The 21144-nt window shown below is 69.2% G+C and carries 22 protein-coding genes; 8 read left to right on the top strand and 14 right to left on the bottom strand.

Going from position 1 to position 21144, the window contains the following annotated elements; translation table 11 throughout:
* Positions 1–135 precede the first annotated feature (135 nt).
* The 5 genes from A8711_RS08665 to A8711_RS32605 all read left to right on the top strand — a co-directional run bounded on the left by A8711_RS08665 (position 136) and on the right by A8711_RS32605 (position 8093).
* Positions 136–3411, top strand: a complete 3276-nt coding sequence (locus A8711_RS08665) for a BTAD domain-containing putative transcriptional regulator (protein WP_233607698.1) — start codon at positions 136–138, stop codon at positions 3409–3411.
* Between the two features lie 48 nt (positions 3412–3459).
* The gene (wrbA, locus tag A8711_RS08670; protein ID WP_064447314.1) at positions 3460–4101 is read left to right on the top strand and encodes an NAD(P)H:quinone oxidoreductase; all 642 of its coding nucleotides are present in this window, start codon (positions 3460–3462) and stop codon (positions 4099–4101) included.
* Between the two features lie 292 nt (positions 4102–4393).
* On the top strand, positions 4394–5455 hold the full coding sequence (locus tag A8711_RS08675; protein WP_064447313.1) for an SMP-30/gluconolactonase/LRE family protein: 1062 nt from the start codon (positions 4394–4396) through the stop codon (positions 5453–5455).
* A gap of 27 nt (positions 5456–5482) precedes the next feature.
* The gene (locus A8711_RS08680) at positions 5483–7222 is read left to right on the top strand and encodes a PQQ-dependent sugar dehydrogenase (RefSeq protein WP_124778789.1); all 1740 of its coding nucleotides are present in this window, start codon (positions 5483–5485) and stop codon (positions 7220–7222) included.
* 394 nt (positions 7223–7616) lie between these two features.
* Positions 7617–8093 (top strand): hypothetical protein, encoded by a 477-nt coding sequence (locus A8711_RS32605; protein ID WP_199744082.1) that lies wholly within the window; start codon positions 7617–7619, stop codon positions 8091–8093.
* On the opposite strand, the gene A8711_RS31960 is transcribed toward A8711_RS32605, so the two are convergent.
* The 6 genes from A8711_RS31960 to A8711_RS08710 form a co-directional block, all read right to left on the bottom strand.
* Positions 8047–8994 carry a hypothetical protein gene (locus A8711_RS31960; protein WP_043325384.1) on the bottom strand — a complete coding sequence of 316 codons (948 nt, stop codon included), beginning with the start codon at positions 8992–8994 and terminating at the stop codon, positions 8047–8049. The two genes, A8711_RS32605 and A8711_RS31960, sit on opposite strands and share 47 nt — an antisense overlap.
* Before the next feature lie 141 nt (positions 8995–9135).
* Entirely contained in the window at positions 9136–9468 is a 333-nt protein-coding gene (locus A8711_RS08695) for a PadR family transcriptional regulator (RefSeq protein ID WP_043330437.1), read from the bottom strand.
* A 207-nt stretch (positions 9469–9675) separates the two neighbouring features.
* Positions 9676–9912, bottom strand: coding sequence for a hypothetical protein (locus A8711_RS08700; RefSeq protein ID WP_124778790.1), 237 nt, complete (start codon positions 9910–9912; stop codon positions 9676–9678).
* Positions 9913–10804: 892 nt separating this feature from the next.
* On the bottom strand, positions 10805–11104 hold the full coding sequence (locus tag A8711_RS31395; RefSeq protein ID WP_158629854.1) for a sigma factor-like helix-turn-helix DNA-binding protein: 300 nt from the start codon (positions 11102–11104) through the stop codon (positions 10805–10807).
* 14 nt (positions 11105–11118) lie between these two features.
* Positions 11119–11319, bottom strand: a complete 201-nt coding sequence (locus tag A8711_RS31400; protein ID WP_158629855.1) for a sigma factor — start codon at positions 11317–11319, stop codon at positions 11119–11121.
* 48 nt (positions 11320–11367) lie between these two features.
* Positions 11368–11865, bottom strand: coding sequence for a DUF6326 family protein (locus A8711_RS08710; RefSeq protein WP_051611129.1), 498 nt, complete (start codon positions 11863–11865; stop codon positions 11368–11370).
* A gap of 292 nt (positions 11866–12157) precedes the next feature.
* Here A8711_RS08710 and A8711_RS08715 point away from each other — a divergent pair, with 292 nt between their 5' ends.
* Positions 12158–13186: a sensor histidine kinase gene (locus A8711_RS08715; RefSeq protein ID WP_233607699.1), complete on the top strand. Its 1029-nt coding sequence runs from the start codon at positions 12158–12160 to the stop codon at positions 13184–13186.
* Positions 13183–13839, top strand: a complete 657-nt coding sequence (locus A8711_RS08720; RefSeq protein WP_069087916.1) for a response regulator transcription factor — start codon at positions 13183–13185, stop codon at positions 13837–13839. Before A8711_RS08715 ends, A8711_RS08720 begins: the two co-directional genes overlap by 4 nt.
* 92 nt (positions 13840–13931) lie before the next feature.
* Here A8711_RS08720 and A8711_RS08725 read toward each other — a convergent pair whose 3' ends face one another.
* The 5 genes from A8711_RS08725 to A8711_RS33140 all read right to left on the bottom strand — a co-directional run bounded on the left by A8711_RS08725 (position 13932) and on the right by A8711_RS33140 (position 16642).
* Positions 13932–14240: a hypothetical protein gene (locus A8711_RS08725; protein ID WP_069087917.1), complete on the bottom strand. Its 309-nt coding sequence runs from the start codon at positions 14238–14240 to the stop codon at positions 13932–13934.
* Positions 14237–14575, bottom strand: coding sequence for a hypothetical protein (locus tag A8711_RS33135; RefSeq protein WP_338104072.1), 339 nt, complete (start codon positions 14573–14575; stop codon positions 14237–14239). The genes A8711_RS08725 and A8711_RS33135 overlap by 4 nt, the downstream gene beginning before the upstream one ends.
* A 147-nt stretch (positions 14576–14722) precedes the next feature.
* Positions 14723–15934, bottom strand: a complete 1212-nt coding sequence (locus A8711_RS08735) for a helix-turn-helix transcriptional regulator (RefSeq protein ID WP_069087929.1) — start codon at positions 15932–15934, stop codon at positions 14723–14725.
* 319 nt (positions 15935–16253) lie between these two features.
* On the bottom strand, positions 16254–16427 hold the full coding sequence (locus tag A8711_RS32415; RefSeq protein ID WP_176722773.1) for a hypothetical protein: 174 nt from the start codon (positions 16425–16427) through the stop codon (positions 16254–16256).
* Complete coding sequence (locus A8711_RS33140; RefSeq protein WP_069087919.1) at positions 16424–16642, bottom strand: flavin reductase; 219 nt, start codon at positions 16640–16642, stop codon at positions 16424–16426. The genes A8711_RS32415 and A8711_RS33140 overlap by 4 nt, the downstream gene beginning before the upstream one ends.
* Before the next feature lie 484 nt (positions 16643–17126).
* Here A8711_RS33140 and A8711_RS08745 point away from each other — a divergent pair, with 484 nt between their 5' ends.
* Positions 17127–17351 (top strand): winged helix-turn-helix domain-containing protein, encoded by a 225-nt coding sequence (locus A8711_RS08745; RefSeq protein WP_026268779.1) that lies wholly within the window; start codon positions 17127–17129, stop codon positions 17349–17351.
* A gap of 193 nt (positions 17352–17544) precedes the next feature.
* Here A8711_RS08745 and A8711_RS08750 read toward each other — a convergent pair whose 3' ends face one another.
* From A8711_RS08750 to A8711_RS08765, 3 genes are all read right to left on the bottom strand, one after another.
* Entirely contained in the window at positions 17545–18717 is a 1173-nt protein-coding gene (locus A8711_RS08750) for a hypothetical protein (protein WP_069087920.1), read from the bottom strand.
* A 315-nt stretch (positions 18718–19032) separates the two neighbouring features.
* Entirely contained in the window at positions 19033–19947 is a 915-nt protein-coding gene (locus tag A8711_RS08755; RefSeq protein WP_069087921.1) for a hypothetical protein, read from the bottom strand.
* A gap of 800 nt (positions 19948–20747) precedes the next feature.
* On the bottom strand, positions 20748–21144 hold a 397-nt coding region (locus A8711_RS08765; protein WP_141707653.1), incomplete at its 5' end, for a transposase.

A 21144-nucleotide genomic window follows, 5' to 3' on the forward strand; every position in this document is an offset into this window, starting at 1 on the left:
CTTCCCGGGACTCCTTACCGTCGGCTGATGGCCGGCTGACGTACGCGTCGGTGACCCCGCGTCGCTTCCCGCCCAGCAGACCGACGGCCGGCGGACCTTCGCGGGGCGGGACAGCCGGCTGGCTAGTGTGAAGCGATGAGGTTCGGAGTGCTGGGCGACGTTGCGGTGTGGACGTCGGACGGCACACCTGTCGCCGTGCCCGGCCTCAAAGTGCGTGGTCTGCTGGCTGACCTGCTGGTTCACGAGGGGCGCCCGGTGACCGCCGACCGGCTGATCGAGGATCTCTGGGGTGACGAGGCGCCGGGCAACGCGCTCGGGGCGCTCCAGACCAAGGTGTCGCAGTTGCGGCGTGCCCTGGAGGCGGGCGAGGCGGGTGGCCGTGCGCTGGTCGAGTCCGGTGAGGCCGGCTACCGGCTGCGGACGTCGTCGGAATCGGTCGACGCCGGTCGCTTCGCCGCTCTGTTGCTACGTTCGGGCGCGCAGCGGGAGCCCGCTGTGCGGGCGGCGACGCTGACGGAGGCTCTGTCGCTGTGGCGCGGTTCCCCGTACGCCGACTTCAGTGACGAGCGATTCGTCCGCCAGGCGGTCGATCGGCTCAACGACCAGCGCCTGACCGCGCTGGAGGAACTGGCCGAGGCCCGGCTCGATCTTGGGCAGCACCACCTGCTCGCCGGGGAACTGACCGACCTGGTCGCAGGCCACCCGTGGCGTGAGCGACTACGGGCCGCGCACCTGCGCGCCCTGTACGGCTCGGGACGGCAGCATGAGGCGCTGTTCGCCTACGAGCAGTTCCGTCGGCAGGCGCGCGACGAACTCGGTGTCGATCCCGGCAGAGAGTTGGTCGAGCTGCACGGGGCGATCCTGCGCCAGGATCCCGCCCTCCAGCCGCCGGCACCGGCGTCGGCTCCGGCCCGAACCAACCTGCCGGCGCCTCTGTCGCCGGGTCCGTACGGCGGACTGATCGGGCGCGACGCGGCTGTCGAGGCGGTACGGGAGCGGCTGACGAACGAGCGGCTGGTGACCCTGACCGGTCTGGGTGGGGTGGGAAAGAGCAGGTTGGCGATCGAGGCCGCTCGGGTGCTGGGTGACACGTTCCCCGCTGGAGTGTGGCTCGTCGAGCTGGCCGGCCGGCCGTACAGCGGCGACCACGCGACCCGCACCGAGATCGTCGACATGGTGGCGGCGACGCTCGAGATCCGAGACGACAGTCCGCCCGGCCTGCCCGGTGATCGACCACCCCGCGAGCCGATGGACCGGCTGGTCGCCGCGCTGCGAGGTCGGCGGATGCTGTTGCTGCTCGACAACTGCGAACACGTGGTGGCGTCAGTCGCTCAACTGACCGAGGAACTTCTCGGCGCCGCGGCCGACCTGCGCATCCTGGCGACGAGCCGCGAACCGCTCGGGATCCCCGGCGAAGTCGTCATTCCGGTGCCGCCGCTGGCCCTGCCGGAGCCCGGAGCCGGCGCGCGGCAGGTCGCCGAGGCTCCGGCGGTTCGGCTCTTCGTAGCCCGCGCCCGCGCCACGGAGCCGGGGTTCACCGTCGATCAGCGGAACACGGACGCGGTCGCCGTCATCTGCCGGCGGCTCGACGGCGTACCGCTGGCGCTGGAACTGGCCGCGTCCCGTCTGGCCGTTCTCGACCCGGACGAGCTGGCGGCACGGCTCGACGATCGCTTCCGGCTGCTGTCATCCGGCCGGCGCACCGCGCCCCCGCGTCAGCAGGGACTTCGCGCCGTGATCGACTGGAGTTGGGAGTTGCTGGCGCCTCCCGAACGCGCGGTGCTGCGCCGGCTCGCGGTCTTCGCCGACGGCGCCACCCTGGCCGCCGCCGAGCAGGTGTGCGCTGGCGGCCAGGTGGCAGCGGACGAGGTCCTCGATGTGCTGGCACGCCTGATCGACCGGTCGCTGGTCATGGTGCGGCACGGTGAGAGTCCGCGACGCTTTCGGCTGCCGGAGACGGTGGCTGCCTACGGTCTGGAACAGCTCGACAGCGCCGCCGAGCTGCCCGCAACTCGTCGCCGTTACGTCACGTGTTTCGCCCGTCTCGCCGAGCAGGCCGCCGGGCGGCTACGTGGTCACGATCAGAGCCGCGCGCTACGCGAGCTGGACGCCGAGAACGCGAACCTCCGGGCGGCGCTCGACGTCGCCGCCACTGACGGTCAGGCCCGCGTGGGCCTGGCGCTCGCCACCTCGTTGTCCTGGTACCGGCTGCTCCGGGGTCGGTTCGGAGAGGTGAGCCGGTCACTGCGAACGGCGCTGGACATCGTCCCGAGGAGCGAGGTCGACGTCGCACCGGACGGCCTGCGGCGGCATGCGGAGATGTGGCTGACCGCTCTCGCCACCCGGGACGGCGATCCGACCGCTCCCCGGCAGCGGATCCTGGAGAGCTACCAGGACCACGAGGGGCCGGAGAAGGCGTTCGCGCAGTGGTTGTTCGCTTCCATGATGCTCGGCTCCGGAGATCCGGGCGCGGCGGCCGTCCTGGTCGACGCGGCGCTGGCGGCGTTCCGCGCCGGCGGGGACCGGTGGGGCATCGCTGCCGCCTGCGCCATCCGAGCGGACCTCGCGCTCGTACTCCGCAGCGACCTGCCCGCGGCGCAGCGTGACTGCGAGACCAGCCGGGCGCTGTTCGAGCAACTGGGCGACCGCTGGGGCCAAGTACATCCGACGAGCCTGTTGGGAACCCTGGCCGAGATCCACGGCGACTACGATCGCGCCGCCACGCGCTACCGGGAGGCGTTGCGCATCGCCGAACACCTGCGGCTGTGGACGTCGGTGTCCCGGCAGCTGGCATGCATCGGCCGGCTCGCCATTTTGAGAGGCGACCTCGACGAGGCCGTCGTCAGTCACGACCGCGCGCTACAGGTGGCCCAGGAACAGTCGAGCTCCTCCGCCGTCGCCTTCGCCGGCACGGGCCTGGCAATGATCGCGCGACGGCGGGGCGACCTCGACGCCGCCGAGACCCGGCAGCGGGACCTGCTCGACTGGAACCGCCGTGCCGGCTTCCTGCCGGGCTGCGCGCTCGCGCTGGCCGAGTTGGGGTTCATCGCGGAGCACCGCGGTGATGCTGTCCTCGCCGAGCGCCACCACCGTGAGTCGCTCGACGCGGCGCGCGCCACCGGTGATCAACGGGCGGTCGCCCTGGCTCTCGAGGGCCTGGCCGGGGCCATCAGCCTCGGCGGTGACAGTCGGCCCGCCGCGCGGCTGCTCGCCGCGGCACGGACGCTGCGCGAGGCCGCCGGCGCGCCGCTGCCTCCCAGCGAGCAACACGACGTCCAGCGCATCACCGCCCGCCTCCGGGAGGCGCTCGGCAGCGACGAACTCGCTGCCGAGATGAGCCGCGGCGCACAGCTCGACCTCGACGAACAGCCGTTCAGCGGCGTCGGTAAGGGGGTGGTCAGCGAACGGTAAGCCTGCTCGGCACGGTTGACCGAGTACCGAGCCGACCCAGGAGGCAGCATGCATACCGATGCCAGGATCGCCGTCATCTACTACTCCGCCACCGGCACCGTGCACCGGCTCGCGCAGGCATTTGTCGACGGAGCCGCGGACGCCGGCGCGGAGGTCCGCCTGCGCCGGGTGGCAGAGTTGGCGCCGGAGCACGTCATTGATGCCAAGCCGCAGTGGCGAGCCCACCTCGACGCCACTGGCGACATTCCGGTCGCCACCCTGGACGACCTCCGGTGGGCCAACGGGTACGCCTTTGGCACGCCGACCCGTTTCGGGAACATCTGCTCTCAGCTGCGCCAGTTTCTCGACACCACGACCGGACCATGGCAGGCGGAGGAACTGGCCGACAAGCCGGCGACCGGTTTCACCGCCAGCTACGAGGAGCACGGCGGCCAGGAGGCGACTCTGCTCAGCCTCTACCAGACCTTCCACCACTGGGGGTCGATCATCCTGCCTACGGGCTACCTGAACTACGACACCGCTCACGTCGCCGGCGGAAACCCGTACGGCGTCAGCCAGGTGGAGAGCCGCGCCAGCCGGGATCCCGAGTACGCCAGAGCTGTCCTCGAGACGGCCTGCTTCCAGGGCGCACGCCTGACCCGGATGGCAGCCGCTCTCGCCGCCGCCCGCGCGGACAGCAAGCTCGGGTAGGAGCCCGGCGGCGGGAGCAGTACGACACCGGGACGGAATCGTGAGTAGACGCGCGGGTCATGTCGAACATCGGCAGAAGGTGTACGGGGTGTCCGCGCTCAACCCGGTCACGTCATCGGGCACCTTTCGGGGCATGCGCCGAAGGCGATCGTGGGGAACTGATGCGGGGCGCCGCTTCCTCGCCTAAGCTGCATCCGAATACATCGATACTAATCGATAGCAGGTGTCGGCGGCCGGGGCCGGTCCAGGCAGCCACGGGCCTCGCATTCACCGACCCCGATTGGAGTACCCGATGACCTGGCGTCCAACCATCGCCGCACTCACCGGCCTGTGCCTCGCGCTCACCACCGCACCAGGCCCCGCCGGCGCCGCGCCCCCGGCACCTCGGCGCGCCGCTCATGTGAACGTTCACACCTACCCGCTCGCCGGGCCGCCCGGCGCGCCCCCCGGGGTCTGCCCGGGCGGCACCGGGTACGGCCCGCCGCTGCCGGCCGGCTCCGTGTTCGCGACGAAGATCCAGGGCGGGTTCTCGTTCCTCGAAGGACCGGTCTGGATCGCCGAGGGCGGCTACCTGCTGATGTCCGACATGGCCGCGGGCACCGGGCCGTACAACGTGCAGCCCTCCACGATCCGCCGATTCACCCCGCCTTCAACCTTCGACACCTTCATCGCCGACTCCGGCAGCAACGGCCTGGCACTCAGCCCCGACGCCCAGCAGATCATCGCCGCCACCCACGACCAGCGGAACGTCTCCGCGTACCGGCTGAGCGACCGGACCCGCAGCACCGTCGCCGCCGACTACCAGGGCCGGGCGTTCAACTCACCGAACGACGTCACGGTCCGCTCCGACGGCGTCGTCTACTTCACCGACCCCAACTTCCAGCGCGGCAACCGACCCGACCAGATGAGCGGACGTACCAGTGTCTTCCGCGTCTCCGGCGGCCAGGTCTCGCTGGTGGACGACCGGCTGCGGCAACCCAACGGCATCGCGCTCTCCCCGGACGGCGGCACCCTCTACGTGGGTGCCTACTCCGAGAACAAGATCTACAAGTACGTCGTCCAGCCCGACGGCAGCACCGGCGCCCGCAGCGTCTTCGTCAACTACCTCGGCGGTCCCGACGGCGTCACCGTCGACTGCGCCGGCAACGTGTACTGGGCCTCCGGCTCGGACGGGCTGATCCACGTCTACTCGCCCTCAGGCGCGCAGCTCGGCACGATCCGCTCCGGCGGCGCCGGCACCACGAACGTGGCGTTCGGCGGACCCGACCGGCAGACCCTCTACATCACCTCCGGCCGGACGAACGACTCCGGCCTGTACAGCATCCGGCTCAACGTCCCCGGCTACCCGTACTGACCAAGAACCCCGGGAAGGAAAGCACCCGTGCGGACCCATCCTCACCAGCTCCGACACCGCGTACCGCTCGCCCTGCTGATCTGCGCCGGCACCGTCCTGGCCGGCGTACCCGCAAACGCCGCGGCGGCCGCGCCGGCGGCCGGCAGCCGGCCGGCGGCCCGGCTCGCCGCCGACACCAGCCCGCCCACCCGGCCGACCGGCCTGCGCAGCAGCCGGCTGACCTGCCAGTCCGTCACGCTTTCCTGGTACGCGTCCCGGGACAACGTCGGCGTCGCCTTCTACGACATCTACCACGACGGCCAGCTCGTCACCTCGGTCTCGGGACGGACGCTGACCGCCACGCTCAGCGTCGTGCAGGGTGTCACCTGGGGCTGGTACGTCAACGCCCGCGACGCCGCCGGCAACGTCTCGCAGGCCAGCTCCACGCTCTCGGTCACCCCGCCGTTCTGCCAGCAGGACACGACTCCGCCCAGCACGCCGACCAACCTGGCCGCGACGGTGAACGGCACGGCCGTGACCCTCACCTGGTCGGCCTCCACCGACAACGTCGCGGTCACCGGCTACACGATCCTGCGCAACGGTACGGCCGTCGGCTCCACCACCGGCACCGGCGGCAACCCACCGGCGACCACGTTCACCGACACCGGGCTGACGCCCGACACCGACTACCGGTACACGGTGACCGCCCGCGACGCCCAGGGCAATGTCTCGGGGACGAGCGCCGCGGTCACCGCGCACACCGGCTCGGGCTGCACGAACCCGGTGTGCGGCGCCACGGTGGTCACCACCGAGAAGGACCTGCCCTGGGGCCTTGTGCAACTGCCCGACGGCACTGTCCTCTACGGCCGGCGCGACCTGTTCGACATCGTCGCCATGAACCCGGACGGCACCGACAAGCGCAGCATCGGCACCGTGCCGAACGTGGCCGGCACCAGCGGCGAGGGCGGCGTGCTCGGGCTGGCCGTCTCGGCCACCTTCACCACCGACCGCTGGCTGTACATCTACCACACCACCACGACCGACAACCGGATCGTGCGCATCCGCTACGACGGCACGCTGCAGACCGGCACCAGGCAGGTGCTCGTCACCGGGATCCCGCGCAACAAGTACCACAACGGCGGCCGGCTGCGCTTCGGCCCCGACGGCAAGCTCTACGCCGCCACCGGCGACGGACAGAACCCCGACGTGGCCCAGGACACCAACAATCTCGGCGGCAAGGTGCTGCGGCTCAACCCCGACGGCACGGTGCCGGCGGACAACCCCTTCGGCAACCACGTGTGGAGCTACGGCCACCGCAACCCGCAGGGCCTCGCCTTCGACTCCCAGGGCCGGCTCTTCGAGCAGGAGTTCGGCAACAACGTCATGGACGAGACCAACATCATCGTCAAGGGCGGCAACTACGGCTGGCCCGCCTGCGAAGGCACCTCCGGCGACTGCGCCAACCCGAGCTTCAGGGCCCCGATCCGGACGTACCCGGTGGCCGAGGCCTCGTGCAGCGGCATCGCGATCGTCCGGGACGTGCTCTACATCGCCTGCCTGCGTGGCAACCGGATGTACCGTGCGGAGATCAGCGGCGACACGCTCACCAACGTCCAGCAGTACTTCGTCGGGACGTACTTCCGGCTGCGCACCGTCGAACCGACCCTCGACGGCAATCTGTGGCTGACCACGAGCACCGGCGGGGACAAGGACAGCACCCCGAACAACAGCAACGAGAGAGTCCTCAAGGTGACCCTCGGCGGGGCGGCGTCCGGCCCCACGAGCTGAGAGAAGGCCTCCCGGTTGCCGGAGCGGTTGCTGGACAGCTCCACTCCACAACCGGGAGGCCTTCGTCATCACGTTCATCGACGTCATGCCTTCTCGGCCGGGTGAGGAGGCCGACGCACCAGTACCGGGCAGAGGGAGGATGGGTGGTGATAGGCAACTTGATCGCGATCGAAGAGCACTGGATCACGCCCGCGCTGACCGCCGCTGTTCAGGGCAGCGACGACAGTCTCCCGTTCGTGCTCGCGCTGACACCGCCCGGCACCCAGTCGCTGGCACCCGACGACGCGGTACGGCTCAGCCGGATAGCGAACGAGACGGCCGCCGAGGCCGTGAGCCGTCACCCACGTCGGCTGCGCGCGATGTCGAGCTGCCGATGTCGGCTCCGGACCGGGTCGTGCCCGAGCCGGAGCGCGCGGCGGCGGAGGGGCACGTCGGCACGATGGTCTACGGACGGTCCGGCGACCTGTTGCTGGACGACCCGGTGTACGAGGACTTCTTCGCCGCGGCCGAGGGGCTGGGACAGCCGGTCTCCGACTACATCCGGACGAACATCTGGATCACGACGTCGGGGATGCTGAACCCGGCGCTCCTGCAGCACGCGCTGACCGTGACCGGGTCGACCGTCGGATCTTCTCCACCGACTACCCCTTCCAGCACCCTGGCCGCGACGAGATCGACACGTTCCTCTCCCACTTCGCTCCCGACGCCCGGGACCAGGTCACCGAGGGCAACGCGCATGGGTCTGGACTGCCGGGCCTTCTGGTGGGGCGGACCGGGCGAGGGCGAGCATCACGGCAGTGCCTGGCGGGTGGCCGCGGCTTCGCTCAGCCGGCCAGCCCTCGCCGGCGCCTGTGGCCAGGCACTGCGGTGATCAGCAGCCCGCCGACGACGGCAGCCGCGCCGAGGTAGGCCAGCGGCCGGAAGAGCATGAACGTATACCCGATCCAGGCCGGTCCTGCTGGCTGGTGCGGGGCAAAGTAGCTGGCGACCAGCGCCAGGGCGCTCAGCGCAGTAGCGGGGAGAAGGGCGAGCAGTCCTGCGCCGGCTACGACTACCGTGAGGGCCCGCCGCGTTGGAGTGGCTTCCTTGATCCGCCGGAACGCCCAGGCCGCCATCAACCAACCGGCGGCAGCGCCGGCGAGTAGCCCAGCCGTGGTCAGTGGGAGCACGGCGACGGGCGTCGTACGGCTGACGGCTACTTGCAACCCATAGTGGGATTCGTCGAGGGCGCCCTCAGAGAAAACCTCCACCAGCCACCCATCCCGATAGACCGCTGACTCCGGGCAGCAACCGGACAGATCCGTTTTGGCTGGCCGCCAACCGGCCGCCCGCATGCGTTGCTCTGCCCCGTCAACCAACTGGCGCACCGGCCTGTCGTTGGGGTAGGTGAACTGGAAGAAGACCTTCCCCGCCCGGTACTCGTCGGTTCCGCCTATCAGGTACACCCATCGCGGATCGGTGTAGTCGGGGTTGTCGTCGTAGATGAAGTCCCACCGTTGCGGCACAGCCGACATCCCCGGCGGTAACGCCGGCTCAACCATTCGCAGCGCGTCGGAGTTGCTCGGCAAGGGTTGCGCGGTCTGCCAACCCAGATAGCCGCCGAGCGCGCCGAGCGCCACGGCCGTGACTGTGGCAGCGCAGATCACGCCGACTATTCCGGCTGCACCCCACACCCGGAATCGGAATCGGAGACCACCGGTGAGCAGGTCGACGACCTCGGCGCGGGTCGGCCAGGTCCTGTCGACTGGAGCGGCGTCCAGCAGTGTCGTCACGATCTCGGCGCCGCGTCGGCGTCGGTAGGACCGCGGGTACGTCAGCAGCAACCGTCGGTAGCGGCAGGTGAGCCTCGCCCGAGCGCCTGGTTCTGGCATCTGCACTCCTTGCCGATACGTGAGCACTGCTGATCAGAGGGATCAGGACGGAAGGAGACCGGGCCGCGATGTCCACCCGGCGAGACGGTTGACGGCGATCTCTGCATTGCTGCGTAGCCGGGCAGTCTCCTGCCGCAGTGCGGCACCGCCCTGTTCGGTCAGCCGGTAGTAGCGCCGCGCCCGACCATCGACCGTCTCCTCGCGGTCGATGGCGATCAGCCCTTCGGCGGTCAAGCGGTCCAACGCCGCGTACAGCGTGCCGGCGCTCAGCTTCACGCGTCCCTTGGACAGGATCGCCACCTGGCGCATCACGCCGTATCCGTGCAACGGCGGACCGGCCAACGCGGCGAGGGTCAGGAAGGTGGGTTCCCGCATGGTCACGCCAGCAATATACAGATGATCGATACAACCGAACAGATCCAGCCGGCCACAGCAACCGACCCCAGCGAGCACGGTAGACGACAAACAACGATCGGCCGCGCCGATGCCGCGTGGCACGTCAGGCAGTGCTAGCCGTCACCGAAGGCGATGGCCAGCACTGCCCGGGCGATACCGACGACGGAGTGTCGACGCGGTGTCAGGTCAGTTGACGCCGACGTTCAGGTAGAAGTGGCCGAGCTTGAGCGACAGAGAGGCGCCTCCGAAGTTGTGAATGAGCAGGGCCAGAAGTATGACGATCAAGATGCAGACGACGATCCAGATCAGGGTCCACACGAACCTTGGGATCCCGTAGCGACCGACGCGGGCCATCAGGCTCGCCCCCTCGGCGTCGGCGCTGCAGCAGGCGCCGCCACGCATGGCCTTGTCGGCTGTTGACAACTGCGTCCGACGCTAGCGGACGTCTCCATACACCCTCCTTCATCGAGGTGTCCGCGAAACTTCCCAACCGAGGCGCGCGTCAAACTGGGACGGACCCGCTGACCATCGACCGTCGAGGAATGGTCGGCGCACGAATCACTACGCCTCTCGCACGTACCCCGAGGAGTTGTGCCGCCCGGCCGCAGCGCTGGTGCTCGATTCCGGTCGCGCGATCCGCGACGTGGGCGAGGTCTCCCGCCGGAGGCCGGGGCCGGCGGGCCGGCGGGCCAGGTGACGCGCTTGAGCAGCTGCTCGCGGCTCTTGTCGTCCCCGGAGATGAAGGCCGTCGTCGCCTGAATCTCGTTGCTGAAAGCACGGTAGGTCCAGACGGACGGGAGCACGTGCTGGTCGGACTGCTCGACTTGGAGCAGCTGCCCATCCTTGACCACCAGCCGGTTCGGGTTGACGAGCGGAGCGACGCCCTGGTGCACGACAGCTATCCACGCCTGGCCTTCAGAGTTGCAGGCCCCGGGCGGGCCAGCCGTCGGTCTCGTGGCCTGGGGACCCCACCCCGCCACGAGGTAGACGATGCGCGGCTCGGCGGTGCAGGGGTCAAAGGTCGGACCTCGCTCGTGCGCCAGCCCTCCGGGACGGCGACCGACAGGCCACCCAGGCTCACCGTGGCCCCGGCGGCCTCGGACCCCCTTCGGGGGCGCACCTAGCTGGGGCAGGGCCACGACGGCCGCGGCCGCGACGGCGACGGCGACGGCGACGGACCCAGCGGATCCCCAGGCACGGCGGCGGCGCTGCACGCTACGCCGTCCGAGGCGGACCAGCCGGGTGGCGGGATCAGTCTCGGCCGGCGTCACGGAGGCGGCCGCGCGGTCGAGCAGCTCGCTGACGTGGGTGGTATTCACGGCGTCTCCTTGGCAGATTCGACGAACAGGCCGCTGGCGCGCAACGCCGCCAGGGCACGGGACGTGCGGCTCTTGACCGTTCCCACCGCAACGCCGAGGGTCTGCGCCACCTCGGCCTCGGAGGCGTCGGCCCAGAACCGCAGCACCAGCACCACCCGCTGGTCGGCAGGCAACCGGCGCAGACTGGCGAGCACCTGCACGCTGAGATCCGACTGATCCGCGAACCCACCACGGGACGCGTCCGGCAGCTCCCCGGTCGGCGCCTCGTCGCGCCAGCGCCGGCGCCTGGCCCGCATCGTGGCCCGGACCATCACTGCCGGACGTACGCCTCCGGCCGCCCCTCCGGCACGCCCAACCGGTGCCACGACCGGTAGGCCGCGATCAGACCCTCCTGGGCGAGGTCCTCGCCCAGCCGGCCGTCACCGGTCAGCAGCGCGCCGAAGCGGACGATCTCGCGGTACCGGCTGGCGACGAAGTCCTCGTAGCCGGCGGGTTCCGCTCTGCGAAGCAAGCCCATACCTCATTAAGGGACCTGGACCTGCCCGTTGGTTCCCCCTGCCTAACCGGCGGTGACGGCAGAATTCCCCGCCACGTCGGCGAGGTCGCGGCCGGCGGTGGCTCGAATGGCCCGGGGCCAGGTCCATGCGGCGCGCAGGATGAAGGCCAGGAGCAGCAGTTCGAGCCCGATGGAGAAGCCGTAGAAGTAGAGGTAGGCCCAGGACTCGCCGTCCGCGTTGTACGCCGTGACGGGGATGTAGAGCGTTGCCACGACGAGGTTGGTGGCGCGGTTGACACGGGCGGGGAGCGTCGTGGAGAGCAGGATCATGAGGATCGGGACGGCCATGAGTGTGAGCGCGAGGGCGACGAAGGTCGGGCCCGTGTCGAACTCGTGCACGGCGCCGGCCAGGATGTCGTCGATGAAGCCGGGCTTGTACAGGGCGAGGTAGTCGACGTAGATGTAGAGGAACATGAAGCTGGCCCAGGCCGCGGCAAGCTTCGCCTGGACCGGGAGGTGCGCTTCCTGGAGCGCACCGGCCCGTCTGTCGGTTCTGGTCATCACGTCTCCTGTCTGCTGGCGTCAGCCGGGTCGGCTCACTCGATGTCTCCACACTGACCAGCGTCGGCGGGCGTCACATCCGCTTGCGGGCTCGGGCTGTCCTGGCCCCGGGCGCGGGAAACTCGCCGTACTTTCGGCTGATCCGCCCGAGGGGCGGCCCCCTTACGTTCTCGGAAAAGGGGGAAGCATGCTTGCTGGGATCTGGGCTGAGCCTCGCCCCACAGGTGCGCCGGTGCGTCTGTGGCGGGACTGGGCGCTGTCCTCGGCTCTTGTCGTGATCTCGGTCGTCGAGATGCTGCTGCGCGACGACAGGGCATGGGCGCCGCTGCTGGTCGGTGTCAGCGTCGTGGTCGCGGCGTGCCTGCTGTATCGACGCACGCGACCGCTGGCCGCGGTAAGCGTTGCCTTCGGAGCCGTTCTCCTCTTCGACATCGCGAGGATCGCGGTCATCGACGCCACCGGTCTGCTGGGCATCGCAGGGCTGCTCGTGTTGCCCTACGCCCTGCTGCGCTGGGGAGCAGGTCGTGAGGCTGCCCTCGGACTCGGCATCATCCTCATCTGGCTACCCGTCACCCTCGTCGCGGAGTCGACCTCGCCCGCGGAGAAGGTCGCCGGTTACGGCTTCTTCCTGTGCTCTGCCGCGCTCGGAGCGGCAGTGCGCTACCGCACCAGAAGCCACGAGCGCGACGTCGAGCAGGTCCGGCTCCACCAGCGCAACGAACTCGCCCGCGAGCTGCACGACACGGTCGGCCATCACGTCTCGGCCATCGCCGTCCAGGCACAGGCAGGTCGCGCGCTGGCCGCCGCAGATCCGGAGCGCGCGCTGGCCACCCTGGTCACCATCGAGGAAGAGGCGTCCCGGACGCTCAGGGAGATGCGAGCCCTCGTGGGCGTGCTGCGCGACGGTACGGACGCCGATCTCACCCCTCGGCGAGGAGTGGCGGACATCGAGCGACTCGCTCGTCCCGGCGGCGAGGTGCTGGGCGTCCGCGTGCAGGTCTCCGGTGACGCCGAGGCCGTTGAGCCGGCAGTCGGCACCGCGCTCTACCTGATCGCCGCCGAGGCGGTCACCAACGCGACCCGCCACGCCCGCGGCGCCACCGGAGTCACCGTCGACGTCACCGCATCCCGCGACCAGGTGCACCTGCGGGTACGCGATGACGGCGAGGCGACCACGACCAGCTCTTCGCACGCCGGCTACGGGCTGCGCGGCATGGCCGAGCGGGCGAGCCTCCTCGGCGGCACCCTCCGGGCGGGACCTGCCGCGGACGGCGGCTGGAGCGTCGACGCCTCGCTGCCTCGGACAGCGCGCGCGTCATGACCATCCGCGTGCTGGTCGCTGACGACCAGGACATCGTCAGGGCAGGGCTCTGCATGATCCTGAACGCCCAACCGGGCATCGCCGTCGTCGGCGACGCCGCCGACGGCCGCCGGGCGATCTCCATGGCCCGTTCGCTGCGTCCCGATGTGTGCCTGCTGGACATCCGCATGCCCGAGGTCGACGGGATCGAAGCCACCCGCCGGCTCGCCGGGGCCGACGTCGCCGATCCTCTGGCCGTCGTCGTCATCACCACCTTCGACCTCGATGAGTACGTCTACGGCGCGCTCAAGGCAGGCGCCCGCGGCTTCCTCCTCAAGGACGCCGGCGCCGAGATGCTCACCCAGGCCGTCCATGCCGCGGCCCGGGGCGACGCCCTGATCGCACCGAACATCACCGCGAGGCTCCTGTCCTCCTTCGCGAACAGCCGCCCGCGCTCGGTGCCACCTGAGCCTGTCGAGCCGCTGACCCCTCGCGAAGAACAGGTTCTGCTTGCTGCCGCTCGCGGGCGGACCAACAGCGAGATCGGCGATGAGCTGTCCATCAGCCTCAGCACCGTCAAGACCCACATCGCCGCCCTGATGCGCAAGCTCAACGCCCGCAACCGCGTCGAGATCGTGATGTGGGCCTACGAGACACGCCGCGTCGGCACCTGATCGGCGCCCGCAGGCTCGGGTCGCGGAGAACCAACGCCGACCGCTTCGGTGTGAGCCGTCGGCGAGATGGCCGGGGCAGGCTCGATGCGAGGTCAGAGGGCCTGGTGCGACTCGTCCCGACCGGGCTCGGCTGGCACGGTTGCGGTACTTCGCTGCTGCGCTACCGGCATGAGGTGGCCGGTTTCCCTGGTCCAGCCGAGGAAGCGGCGGTGCAGCACGCCGGCCGGCGTCCAGGGCATGTCCTCGGTGGCCTGAACGAGGTAGGCACCGAGGTAGAGGGCCAGCGACACCGGCGCATCCATGAACTCCGCCCGCAACTCCCGCTTCCGGGTGGGGCACGGCCAGGGCAGGTCGCAGCCGCCGCAGCTCCAGACCGGCATGACCGGGCCGTGGGCGGTCACCGCACACCCTCCAGGAACCGCGCGGTGACCGCCCGCGCCTGCCGGCTGGTCGCCCATTCCACCTGCCAACAGGGGTACGGAGTCAGCCGCGCCCACCACAGTCGGCAGCCCGCACACATGCCGTCGAGCCCTCGAACGTGTACCGCGAGGATCGCCTGTTCCTGCCCGCCGGTCACTGCTCGCCCTCCTGTGGCCAGTGGCCACGATTGATCGGTATCCGGTGCCGGGCGCGGCATGGAAGGTCGGACCCACAGCGGCAGATGCGCCGCCAGAGCCGCCACGACCACACCGGCCGGTGCCTGCGAGCAAGAGTCAGCGCGGTGGCAGAAAGGTATTCGTCATACGAGACGCGCCGCACGGACCCTCCCTCGACTATGAGGGGGACGCGGCGACCAGGCGATACCCGCACCGCCCGCCGCATCCCGTGAGCAGGACGCTACGGTCGGTTGCGGAGCGGAATGGGTAGGGTTCCTACCCCTGGATCACGAGAGCAGCCCGACCTTGACCGCGAGGTCACGGGCGTCGTCACGGGTGGAGCGCGGGCCGTCGAGCAGGTCCAACGTGATCTGGCGGGCGTACCCGTTGAAGCGGATCGTCTCCGGGGCCGACTCGTACGCCTTCCGCAGCGTCGTCACGGCCGCTTCCTTGTCGTCCTTGCCGTAGTGCGCCCGCGCCACCTCGATGAGATGGCGTGCCCGGCGCGGCCTCGACGGAATGGCCGCCGAGTCGTGGCGGCGCGCCTGCCGTACCGCCTCACCGGCCTTCTGCAACTCCACCGCCACTGTCACCGCGTGGGCGCCCATGATGACCCGGGAGAACGACGTCTGCGGCTGATAGAAGCCCTCCGGCAGACGCTGCGCCACCCGGTCCGCCCGATCCCAGTACCGCCAGGCCCGGCCTTCCTCGCCGGCACGAGCGGCGGTGTACGCGGCCTCGAAGTTGAGCGCACCCCACAACGCCAGCAGATTCGCGCCCGCGTCGGCCGCCCTCGGCTCCAGAGCCGACAGGACATCCTGGGTCACCGCCAGGGCGGTGTCCCAGTCCCCGGCGTCACGATGCACCTGGCACAGGAACCATGCCGCGAGGGCCACCGCCTCCGGGTCACCGGAGTCCTGCGCTGCCACCATCGCCCGGTCCGCTACCCGCCACAACAACTCGGCAGCAGGCTGGTACGCAAGGAACATCTGCGTCAACCCGAACGTCTCCGCCAGCAGCGACTGCGCCTGCCGACGCTCGACGCCCTCGTACACAAGCGCGGCCCGCTGCACGTCGTGCAGAAGTCTCGGCAGCAGCCCACCCAGCACCGTCCGGTGATCGGACGCCTGGTGGCGCGCTCGCCACGCCATCGCGAGCCGCTCCCTCAAGCCGGCCAGCGACTCCACCGCAACCTCGTCGGAGAGCACGACACGGTTCACGGCGTCCCGCACCGACGCCAGCGCCGGATGCTCAGGCCCGTTCACCACAGCGGACCGATCGCTCAGGTCGCCGGCCAGAGCAGACACATCGACCTTCAACGCACGCGCGATGCGATCCAGCATGTGGATGCGCGGCGGCAGGATCCGATCGGTCTCCACCGCCTTGACCCACTCGGCGCTGCGCCCCACCAGTCCACCCAGCACCGCGCGAGTCTTCCCGGACCGCTCCCGGTAGACCTTCAACCGCTGCCCGAAGGTCAGCTCCGGCAAGGAATCCATCCCGAACCTCCTCATAGCGCGGGATGCGCCACCGGCCAACTGGGCCGCCGTGGCGTCAACGCTACCGACCTGCATTCGGCCTCATAACCCCGAACACGGCGGCACGTTGTCCGACGCCCCTCGTGCTGGCGCCGACCGACGGATCAGGAGTAGGACTAAGACGGTCGGCTCAACGTTCGGCCTGCCGTGAGCACTTCGGTGTGAAGTGTCGGCGAGCCGGTCGGATCAGGCTCGATGCGAGGTCAAGCGCCCTGCTGGTGCGCGGCTCGGCCTGGTTCGGCTGGCACGGTTGCTGTACTTCGCTGCTGTACTGCTGGCATCAGATCAGGCGCTGGATGCGGACCTTCGGGCGCTCATTTCTGAGGTGGCCTTGCTTGTGCTGGCGGACCTGCTCCTCCCAGACCTCCTGGTCGTAGTCCAGGTCCGGCGGGGTCCACCTGTGGGAGCCGTCGCTGTAGTGGAACTTCTCGTCGCCGCGTCGAAGGATGCTCATCGGGTCCAGCCGAGGAATCGGTGGTGCAGGTGGCCGGCGGGAACGTGGGCCAGGTTCTGGGCGGCGTCGACGAGCTGGGCGGCCAGATACAGGGCAAGCGACACCGGGGCGCGATCGTACTCCGCTCGCAGTTCCCGCCGCCGGGTCTGGCATGGCCACTCCCCGGCACAGCCGCCGCAGGACCAGGCCGGTTTGATCGGGTGGTGGGTGGTCATCGCGGGCCGTCCTGACTGGGCCAGTGGCCGCGGTTGATCGGGATGCGGTGGCGGCTTCGGCAGGGCAGGTTGCTTCCGCAGCGGCAGATGTGTCGCCAGTGCCGCCACGACCAGACGGGCCGATGACGGCGGGCGAGGGTGAGCGCCACCGCCAGGACGTACTCGTCGTAGGAAACGCGCCGCCGACCGTCGTCCCGCCTCTGCTGATACCCGGCGTCCTGCACGACACCTGGGATCGCGCCAGTTGCATCGTTCGGTCTGGTCACTACGCCTCCCGCCGACGCTTGCGGTCCCGTGGGCACCCGATCAGCCGTGCCCGGAGACAGGGCACCCACGGCAGGACGACCCGGCCGCCAAGCTGGGTAGCCCCACGAGCAACTTAGGACGCAATGTGCGCAGGGTCAACAGCTGGGACACATAGCGTTGTAAGTCGAGCCCGCGATGTGGTCTGCTTGCACCAGCCGCCAAGCTGGGAGCACCACCGATGTCTGAAGCTGCATACCTACAGGTCGCCCGGGATATCCGAGAGCAGGTCAGCTCCGGCCAATTGAAGCCGGGCGACAAGCTGCCCTCGTTCGCGGCCCTCTGCGAGCACTACGAGGTCAGCAACACCGTCATCCGCGCCGCCATGCTGCTACTCAAGGCCGAAGGGCTGATCGACGGTCGGCAGGGCAAGGGCGTCTACGTAGCCAACCCACTTCCTCGGTAAGCCGGACTCTTCGAACCTCGACCCCTCGCTTGTAAGTTCTAGGCGCGCTGTCCGGCCCGGTCCGTCCGCGTTCACGACCTCGGGCAGTGGTTCGCGCTCGGCCGGCGGTGGCCGTCGTCGTACCGGGTGGTTGCTGTCACCGTTGCTTTCGACAGCCACCTCTCTCCGCGACCCGGCCACGCCGCTAGTGGCTTTAGGTTGACGGTAGACCGACGTGAATCTCTTCCCGTAGCACGTCCAGAGCGCCCTTAGCCGTAACGGCGACGCGCTCCCAGGCTGCTTGCCAACTCACGGGCGGGAATGCCAGGCCGATCTGCTGAAATGCCGTCACGGCGCGGTGCCGGGCGTCACCGTGCTGGGCACTGACGCGGAGGCGACGCAGGTGGATGAGCCTTCCGATCGCCGCAGTGACCCGATCCGCCGCCTCGACGTCAAGGACTGCTGAGAGGTAGTCCCGGACGGCTTCGAGCGCCCCGCCCTGCGGAGGTGACGCCTGCCCAGGCTTGACAACCTGGCCCAGTACGTCCGCCAGCGCGCTCATCAGAGAGTTGAACTCCTCCTCGCTACCGCATTCTTGAGTGAGGCGGGCAACACTTGCAGGGTCGAGGTTCACGAACAAGTGCGAGCCCGTCCGGTACTTCCACACGGCATCGAGGTAGCCGACCGCATACGGGATGTCGAGCGCACCAAATGACAGTGGCACGTTCGGCGGACCGGGTGGCGCTACCTGCTCAATGACCCGGTCGAGGTAGTCGTCGATCGTGACCAAGCCGCGGTAGGCGCGCAACACAGCCGGCACTCGGACCGTCCACTCCTCTTTCAGTGGTTCGGGCTTGTGCACAACGGCATAAAGGAATGGCTCATGGGCGAGCAGCTGGCGGAGCTTGTGCATCGTTGCTTCCACAGGTGGGGCCGCACCGGCGCCGATGCTAGCGGCCGACACTTCGTTTCTGATCTCTGCGCTGGTGACCGTGGCCTCGACGACCTTGGTCGGGGACGGGACAAGGTTCCGCTTCCGGTCGACGAAGTGCCGGATCGTGGTTAGGAACGACTGGAGAAGGTGCTCTGCCTCCGGTACGTACCGCAGGCCGGCGACGGTGAGCGCGATTGGCACATCCAGCCGGACTGGCGCGTAGGAGTCCAGGCGCCACGTCAGCCCATAGCTCAATGACGCCGGACCCCGCTCCCCGACGCTAGGAAGAGATGCAAGGACGTCGGCAGCGTTGTCGACGCCAAACCGGGACTCAAGCGTCAGGTCGACGTACTGCCAGATCGGCCACTCGCCGGTACGGTCGAACTGCTCAAAGATGACGCGGACCAAGTGTTCCTGTTCCGGGTTGAGCGGCTCTCGCAGCGATCCGGCCACTTTCACGGCCTCCTCACGTATCGCCTCCGGCGTAGGTCCGCGTCAGACCCCTGACGCTCGTCCAGACTCATCTGACTTGGCCGTAACCGTCGTCGCCCTCCTGCGGGCACATCATCCTAGAGCGCGGCTCGACCCATTCGGCAGGGTGACGGCTTCGGTGTGAATGCGGACGCGGGCCACCGTTGGGTGTCGTCGAATGCTGTTTTGCAGTGCCTGGCACCGCCTACTTGCCGCCCCGGGCCGTCCGGTACCGGTCGCTGCTGTTGCTTTCGCTGCCTTCTGGCTGCCTCGCCCAGCCCGACAGCCCGTCATGAACTACGCCGGAGGCGGAGGGCCTACATCCATTGGCGACCACTCCGCCTCGTCGGATTCATCGGGTGCGTCCAGCCCGTGCATCAGGATGTCGAGGTAACGCCGAGTCTCAACGACGAACTGCTGGAGCATCGGCATCACATCGTGCGTCGTCTCTCGGTAGGTAAGCTGGACCATCATGTGCGGGCGGAGGATCATCTGGCCGAGCATCCTGATCGGCGCTCCGGCGTGGATCGTCCCGAGCACCACGCCATCTCTGAACTTGACGTCTGAGCACATGTCAACGCGTGGGGCGGCTTGCGTGTCGTGGTTCTCGTACTCGAACGATCCGCCGAGGTTGATCCCGTGTAGGTCGGCCGAGACCGTCAAGATGTCGCGGCGCTTGTCCTGGATATCGAGGTCGTGGAGCATCGACAGCACCGACACACCCCCGGCTGGCACGTAGGTGAACGGTTGCATGGTCCGGAGCCGTTCCTGGAACTCCGGGTGGATCTCACCGACCCAAGCCTTGACGGCTTCGTCCCACTGCTTCTCGTCGCCGCAAATCGGGAAGGCGACGCGTTTCGGGCGGGTCGGGTGTGCGTCGTTGAAGTGCGCCATCCCCCAGGCCACGGCATCGAACGCGCTTCGAAGGTTGTGCAGGGCATCGCCAAGATCGAGCGACCACTCGTGCTTCGGAATCCCGCGCGGGACTCGGGCAACGAGATCGATCCCTTGGCGGTCCTCGCGCAACACCGCGTCCACGGACACGGGCGCGCTGGCGTGCCACTCACCGAACTTTGACTGCAGGGCGGCGATGTGTGAGTTCCCTCGGCTCCACTTGAGATCGGGCCACGTCGTGAAGTTGACGCCGCCGACGAGCCGGATCGGCTGTGCGGATGGCGGTTGGCTGTCTGCGACGGGAGCATCCTCATGCACGGCAAAAGCATCGCACCTGCACACCTAAGCTGCCAAAGCTGCCGACTCCTTGCCCCCAGGCGACGATCATCTGACTCTGAGCTGCGGTGCAGACTCGAGTGACCTGGCCGAACGGTCCACCAGAGTCCATGGCAGTCCGCCGCCATGCGCCCCGATCGTCACTCAGTTAATCACTCGGCTGCCCTACCGCTCGGACTTCAATGCGGCGACCGGCTACGGGAGCCAGGCGGGGTTGTTGCTTCTTGTGACGAACAGGCGGGCAGAATCTTGGCTCTTGACCAACTCCGTGTGAAGCGGGAACGAGACAAGAGGGCTCCACCGGGAGCGGTGGGCAAGCTGGACCTCGACGATCGCCGTGTAGGGGCCTGCATCAAGCGGCAGAGCTTCTGCCAACTCTCGGCCGAACTCAACGAACCGCTCAACGGCCTGCCGACCGTTGATCGGGAAGGGCGAAGGCATGACCCGGCCCCCGCCGACAGGCGCGGGTTCAAGCTCTGGCTGAGTCGCCTGCCAGGACATCAGAACGGGTAGAGGTGGAGCCGCCACCCTCCCGCCGTTCTGACCAGGTGCGCTCACGAGACGTAGTCGGAAGTCCAGTACCACGATGGGCGCAGGCCCCGTGTTGTAGAGCACCAGGGGCAGGACCAAGCGCAGTCCTTGTGCCTGAAAGTAGCCAGCGTACGAACGTGGCGGGTAGCTCCTGAGCCTGCCTCGGCGAACTTGGAGTCCACCAGAAGGAAGCGATGGTGAAGACGAGAGCCAAGCCGGAAAGGCTGAGAGGGTGTTTGAGATCGGGTTGATCAGGTCCAGGTGAAGGTGCGGCGGGCTTGGCGGCGTGCGGGTTGGCCGCGGGTGATGCGGCGGGTCATGCCGGCGATGGCGGCCCAGCGGATGAGGGCTTCGGAGACGGCGGGGTGCCGTTCGTAGTCGCGGGCGAGCCGGCGGCAGGCGGTGAGCCACGCCAGGGTGCGTTCCACGACCCAACGGCGTGGGTGAACGGCGAAGCCGCGCTGGTCGGCGGGTTTGCGGACGATCTGCAGCGTGGTGCGCAGGGTGTCGCGGGTCCAGTCGATCAAGCGGCCGGTGAAGCCCTGGTCGGCGAAGACGTGCCGGATCGGGGTGAGCATGTAGGCGCCGAGCAGGGCACTCTTGGCGCCGTCGCGGTCCTGCCAGCTCGCGGCGAGCACGGTCACGGTG

Source organism: Micromonospora sp. II (genome assembly GCF_001709195.1).
Taxonomy (GTDB): Bacteria; Actinomycetota; Actinomycetes; order Mycobacteriales; family Micromonosporaceae; genus Micromonospora; species Micromonospora chalcea.